The organism is Mesorhizobium sp. M7A.F.Ca.CA.004.06.1.1, from assembly GCF_003999135.1.
Taxonomy (GTDB): Bacteria; Pseudomonadota; Alphaproteobacteria; order Rhizobiales; family Rhizobiaceae; genus Mesorhizobium.
Map to the genome: position 1 here is coordinate 1 of NZ_RZPQ01000535.1, position 4,139 is coordinate 4,139.

Consider the following 4,139-nt stretch of genomic DNA (forward strand, 5'->3'; position numbering starts at 1 on the left):
GATAAGGCAGCACGAAGGCCAGCATGGCGCGGGTCAGTCGATCGAGCAGCGGCCGCTTGTAGGTCTCCTGGATATGGGCGCGGGCATGGTCGACCAGATGCATGTAGTTCACGCCCGACGGGCAGGTGGTCATGCAGGCGAGGCACGACAGGCACCGATCGATATGGGTGACGATCTGCTTGTCGGCGGGATGGCCATTTTCCAGCATGTCCTTGATCAGGTAGATGCGCCCGCGCGGTGAATCGAGCTCGTTGCCAAGCGTCACATAGGTCGGGCAGGTGGCGGTGCAGAAGCCGCAATGCACGCATTTGCGCAGGATCTTTTCCGATTCCGCGACATGCGGATCGGCAAGCTGGGCAAGCGAAAAATTGGTCTGCATCGCTAATGTCCTAGGCCATTCGGCCGGGATTGAGGATGTGCTTCGGGTCGAATTCTTGCTTCAGCCGCTGGCTGAGTGCGGCAAGTGCGGGCGGCTGCGGCTCGAACACCGGCAGAGCGGCGCGATGCGAAGGTGCGGCACGCACCAGCGTCGCATGGCCGCCGCCATGTTTTCTCAACAGTCCGCGCAGCAGGGCGGCTTCCGGATCGCCCTGTTCCATGCGCAGCCACACCAGCCCGCCCTGCCAGTCATAGTAGGCGCTGACGGCGGCCTGCATGCGCAGCGTCAGGACCATCTGGTGGCACTGTCCCGGCGTCATCGAGACACGCCAGACCGGTTTCTCGCTGTTGTCGGCGAAGGGCCTGCAATCGCGTACATCGCGCCAGATCAGCCGTGAAGCGTCACCGGCAATCTCCTGCAGCGGCCCAGCCTTGCCGAGCAGCGTTTTCAGCGCGGCGATGCGGTAGGCGACGGACGGGCCGAAGCCTTCGACACGCAGCAGCGTCGCGGCCTCACCGCCGAGACTGCCGCCGGCGACACGCGCGGCGATCCGCTCGGGCAGATGGGCGGCACTCGACACTTCAGCACTCGAGCCAAGCGCCAGGGCCATGGCGCTTGCTGCCGCATCGTCGAGCAGGCCACGAATGGCGAGCGTGACTTCGGCCTCGGCTGCCGGCAGCACCTTGAAGGTGACGTCGGTGAACACAGCCAGCGTGCCCCAGCTGTTGGCCATCAGCTTGGACATGTCATAGCCGGTGACGTTCTTGACCACGCGGCCGCCCGACTTGAAGGCTTCGCCACGACCGGACACCACATTGATGCCCAGGACATGATCGCGCGCCGCGCCCGCCTTGAGCCGGCGCGGACCGGAGAGGTTCGCGGCGAGCACGCCGCCGATCGTGCCCTTGCCCGGTTCGCCACCAAACAGCGGACCGTAATCCATCGGCTCGAAAGCGAGTTGCTGACCGTTTTCCGCCAGCAGCTTTTCGATCTCGGCCAGCGGTGTGCCTGCCTTGGCCGACAGCACCAGTTCAGCCGGTTCATAGAGCGTGACGCCAGAGAGTTTCGACAGGTCGAGCGTGTGTTCGGTTTGCAGCGGCCGGCCGATGCCGCGCTTGGAACCGTGGCCGAGGATTTCGAGCGGCGAGCCTTCCGCCGCTGCCCAGGCGACGGTGGAGAGGACTTCGGATGGTGTGGTTGGGGTGAAAGTAGTCAAAGCCTGTGCTCCCGAAGCCTTTCGAGCACGGCTTCGCCCCGTGGCGACAGCCGATAACCGACCTTGAGGCTCTCGGTGAGACCGAACTCCCCGAGCTTGCGGACATCCTGCTTGAACTTCAGCTTTTCGACGCCGGCCTTGTCGGCCAGGACAGCAGCCGGCAATTCCGGATGGGCGCCGATCGCCTGCAGGATCGACGGGAAGTAGCCGGGTGCCGTTTTGTCCCAGCGCGCAAAACGCTGGGTCAAGGCATGCCAGTCCTCATCGGAAAGCACGGCGTCGCCGCGCAGGCCAACGCGTTCGTCGGGCTCGATGCCTTTGAGCTCGATGCGATAGACCGGGGTACCGTCATCGGGGCCAAGCATCTCCTGAAGGGCTCCTCGGGACGGAAAGCCGGCTGCGGTCGCGTCTTTCTCCGTCAATTCGGAGCCGCTCGCGATCGAGATGTCCCCGATCCTAACCGCACCTGACGCCGTTCTGACCCGCCCGCCGGCCTTGACGGTCGGCCGCTTCCAGCGCCGAAAAGCGAGCGTCACTTCATTGCGCGCGATCTTGTCCAGCAAGGATTGTTTGAACAGCAACTCAAACCTCACTCGGGCATGGGTTCCTCGCCCCCGCAAAGCGGGGGAGAGGTGGCTCGGGCAAAGCCCGAGACGGAGAGGGGGGCGAATTCTATGCCAGACGCGAGTTCGGATATGCTGAGTTCCTTGGCGCCCCCCTCTGTCCTGCCGGACATCTCCCCCTCAAGGGGAGAGATCGGATGTCGCATATGGCTTCGCCAATCTCCAATGGTGACAAAAGGGCGAGGCGCGCGAGCTGCCAATCTCCCCCCTTGAGGGGGAGATGTCCGGCAGGACAGAGGGGGGTGTTCAAGCGCCGACATATCCCTCAAAACCTCGGAATGTCCGGAAACGGCAGCTTGCCGCCGGAAATGTGCATGCGGCCGAGTTCGGCGCATCGCCGCAGCTGCGGGAACACTTTTCCCGGGTTGAGCAGATGGTTGGGATCGAAGGCGCATTTGACGCGCATCTGCTGGTCGAGATCGATCTGGGTGAACATTTCCGGCATCAGGTCGCGTTTTTCCACGCCCACACCGTGTTCGCCGGTCAACACGCCGCCGACCTTGACGCAGAGCCGCAATATGTCGGCGCCGAAGCTTTCGGCCTTGTCGAGTTCGCCCGGTACGTTGGCATCGTAGAGGATCAGCGGATGCAGATTGCCGTCGCCGGCGTGAAAGACATTGGCGACGCCGAGACCGTATTTTTCCGACAGCTCGCGCATGCCGGCGAGCACGCGCGGCAGCTCCTTGCGCGGGATGGTGCCGTCCATGCAGTAGTAGTCGGGCGAGATGCGGCCGACGGCCGGAAACGCCGCCTTGCGGCCGGCCCAGAAGCTCAGCCGTTCATGTTCGGACTGCGAAATGCGGCAGGTGGTCGAGCCGTTCTTGTAGGCGATCGCCTCGACCAGACCGATCAGATGATCGACCTCGACGCCCGGCCCGTCGAGCTCGACGATCAGCAGCGCTTCGACATCCAGGGGATAGCCGGCATGGACGAAATCCTCGGCGGCGTGGATCGCCGGCCGGTCCATCATCTCCATGCCGCCCGGAATGATGCCGGCGCCGATGATGTCGGCGACGCACTGGCCGCCCTGCTCACTGGTCGGGAAGCCGATCAGCAGTGCGCGAGCCGTCTCCGGTTTCTTCAGGATGCGCACGGTGACCTCGGTGACGACGCCAAGCAGCCCTTCCGAACCCGTCATGACGCCGAGCAAGTCATAACCTTCCGCATCGAGGTGACTGCCGCCGAGCCGTACCACTTCGCCATTCATCAGCACCATCTCGATGCCGAGCACATTGTTGGCGGTAAGGCCGTATTTCAGGCAGTGCACGCCGCCGGAATTCTCCGCGACATTGCCGCCGATCGAGCAGGCGATCTGGGAGGATGGATCGGGGGCGTAGTAAAAGCCCTGCTGCTCGACGGCGGTGGTGATGCCGAGATTGGTGACGCCCGGCTGGGCAACGACAACGCGATTGGGGAAATCGATCTCGAGGATACGGTTGAAGCGGCTCATCACCAAAAGCACCGCGTCCTCGAGCGGCAGCGCGCCGCCCGACAGCGAGGTCCCGGAGCCGCGCGGCACGACGCGGACGTTGCGATCGTTGCAGTATTTCAGCACGCGCGAAACCTGCGCCACCGTTTGCGGCAGCACGACGACCAGCGGCAGCTGCCGATAGGCGGTCAGGCCGTCGCTCTCGAAGGCGCGCATGGAATTGGCGGCGTCGACGACGCCCTCACCCGGCACGATGATGCGCATGTCGGCGACGATCTCGTCGCGCCGGCGCATCGTGGCGTCGTCTGGTTTCGGCATGGCCAGGCCGGACATCAGCAGCCTCATTTCGCTTGACTGGTCAAAATCTTTTACCAGTGAAGCGCGTTGGGTGCAAATCCTGTGGTGGTTGGGAATCCGGCATCAAGGCTGAGGCAAGCTTCCGCAGCGGCAATCTGCCGCTGTCTCACCCTCCCCCGCGCGGCGCTCTACGAG

The 4,139-nt window shown here is 64.2% G+C and carries 4 protein-coding genes; all 4 read right to left on the reverse strand.

Features of this window, described 5'->3' with window-relative positions:
- The coding region (locus EN906_RS25165; RefSeq protein WP_127375457.1) for a 4Fe-4S dicluster domain-containing protein at positions 1–379 on the reverse strand (379 nt) is incomplete at its 3' end.
- A 10-nt stretch (positions 380–389) separates the two neighbouring features.
- Positions 390–1,595, reverse strand: a complete 1,206-nt coding sequence (gene glcE / locus EN906_RS25170; RefSeq protein ID WP_127273428.1) for a glycolate oxidase subunit GlcE — start codon at positions 1,593–1,595, stop codon at positions 390–392.
- A complete protein-coding gene (locus EN906_RS25175) occupies positions 1,592–2,188 on the reverse strand; it encodes an ASCH domain-containing protein (RefSeq protein ID WP_236383375.1) in 597 nt (198 codons plus the stop codon). Before EN906_RS25175 ends, glcE begins: the two co-directional genes overlap by 4 nt.
- Before the next feature lie 295 nt (positions 2,189–2,483).
- Positions 2,484–3,980, reverse strand: a complete 1,497-nt coding sequence (locus tag EN906_RS25190; protein ID WP_127270604.1) for an FAD-linked oxidase C-terminal domain-containing protein — start codon at positions 3,978–3,980, stop codon at positions 2,484–2,486.
- Positions 3,981–4,139: the final 159 nt, after the last annotated feature.

Excerpts from the sequence above, each read along its gene's own strand:
- EN906_RS25190 (WP_127270604.1), bottom strand. The coding sequence starts at position 3,980 with ATGTCCGGCCTGGCCATGCCGAAACCAGACGACGCCACGATGCGCCGG.